Origin of the sequence: Candidatus Magnetobacterium casense, from assembly GCF_019173545.1 — a bacterium.
In the GTDB taxonomy this organism is placed as follows: domain Bacteria; phylum Nitrospirota; class Thermodesulfovibrionia; order Thermodesulfovibrionales; family Magnetobacteriaceae; genus Magnetobacterium; species Magnetobacterium cryptolimnobacter.
Genome location: NZ_JABXWD010000584.1, coordinates 1 through 1685, shown reverse-complemented (window position 1 = coordinate 1685; position 1685 = coordinate 1). Strand labels below are relative to the sequence as shown.

Here is a 1685-nt window from a genome sequence, read left to right as displayed (position 1 = left end):
TTATAAGCGTCTCATACTCTTGTATTTTCTCCGGGAAGCCCTCGGCAAAGGCATAGGCCGTGTCTATGAACTCCTGTGTCACATCGCTCTTGACCCCGCCTATGCGCGGATAAGTCACCGTCAGACGAGCCCCGGTCAGCATCTCAAAGAGGTCGATAATGCACTCCCTCTCTCTGAAGGCATATAAGAATACGGTCATCGCCCCGATGTCAAGGGCATGAGTGGCGAGCCACAGCAGGTGACTCGATATCCGCGACAGCTCGCTGACCATCGTTCGGATGTACTTTGCCCTCAGGGGGACGTTTATGTCAAAAAGCCTCTCAACCGCAAGACAGTATCCGACGTTGTTGGTCATCGATGAGATGTAGTCAAGCCTGTCGGTCAGCGGGATCACCTGTATGTAGGTCATGGATTCGGCGAGCTTTTCGGTTCCCCTGTGCAGATATCCCACGTATGGGGTACACTTGACGACCGTTTCGCCATCCACGTTGAGTTTGAGTCGCAGCACGCCGTGTGTTGAGGGATGCTGCGGTCCCATGTTTATGACCATCTCGCGTGTTTTTAGGTCTTTGTCTGGTTCCATTGGTACTTCTTAAACTCCTCGGCCTTTCTTTCGACCTCTTTAAAGCCGCGCCACTCTTCTTCCGGGCCTGCCATGGGATAGTCCTTCCGCTGCGGATGACCTTCCCAGTCCTCGGGCATAAGGATTCTCCTGAGGTCGGGGTGATTATTAAACACTATGCCATACATGTCGTAGCACTCACGCTCGTGCCAGTTGGCACCAGCCCATATGTCCACTACGCTGTCTATATCGGGGGCGTTTTCAGACACCTGCACGTTTAATCTCAGCATATGCCTTTGACGCACTGAGTACAGATGATAGACCACCTCAAAGCGTGGCACCTTTAGATCCATATAGTCAACCCCGCAGAGGTCCTTTAAGTAATCAAAGCTGTACTGTGGAGCGTCGTGCAGATATCGCGCAATATCGACAATGCGGGTCTTTTTCAGATACACGCCCACCTGCCCTCTAAACTTGCTTATGTGGACGACCTCATCGACAAATCGTTCTTTGAGTTCTGCTGCTATTTCAGCGGGGTCCATCGCATTGTCTCCCTGGATATGAGTTCCTGTAGCTTGATGATGCCGTGCATAAGGGCCTCCGGTCGTGGCGGACAACCCGGTATGTAGACATCTACGGGCAGGAAGGTATCACAGCCCTGCACCACGCTGTATGTGCGGTAGACGTTACCGGAGCAGGCACAACTGCCCATCGCTATGACGTACTTTGGTTCGGGCATCTGATCGTAGACCTTCCGGACAATGGGCGCCATTTTCTTGGTAACCGTTCCGGCCACTATGATGCAGTCGGCCTGCCGTGGCGAGGCCCTGAATATTATACCGAATCTGTCCAGGTCATAGTGGCTTGCCCCCGTTGCCATCATCTCAATGGCGCAGCAGGCCAGGCCAAAGGTCATTGGCCACAACGAGGACTTCCTGCCCCAGTTGATCAGCTTGTCTATCTGGAGTTTCTCCAACTGTGCAACGATGACATTTGCCCCCGGTATTACCTTAATACCTTCTTCTACGTCTACAAGTGGTCCCGATGAATCCGCCATAGCCTACCTGTTATACACCTTGTCCAATATAAATTATTATTCCCAATCGCGCCCGCCCATGTTGCA

General features: G+C 52.5%; 2 protein-coding genes and 1 pseudogene. All 3 read right to left on the bottom strand.

The window, feature by feature from the left end; translation table 11 throughout:
- Positions 1-583: pseudogene (locus tag HWQ67_RS17830) on the bottom strand (NADH-quinone oxidoreductase subunit D); the annotation flags it as partial.
- A complete protein-coding gene (locus tag HWQ67_RS17825) occupies positions 562-1104 on the bottom strand; it encodes an NADH-quinone oxidoreductase subunit C (protein ID WP_218254042.1) in 543 nt (180 codons plus the stop codon). The gene HWQ67_RS17825 and the pseudogene HWQ67_RS17830, both read right to left, overlap by 22 nt.
- On the bottom strand, positions 1086-1619 hold the full coding sequence (locus HWQ67_RS17820; protein ID WP_218254041.1) for an NADH-quinone oxidoreductase subunit B: 534 nt from the start codon (positions 1617-1619) through the stop codon (positions 1086-1088). The genes HWQ67_RS17825 and HWQ67_RS17820 overlap by 19 nt, the downstream gene beginning before the upstream one ends.
- Between the last annotated feature and the right edge of the window lie 66 nt (positions 1620-1685).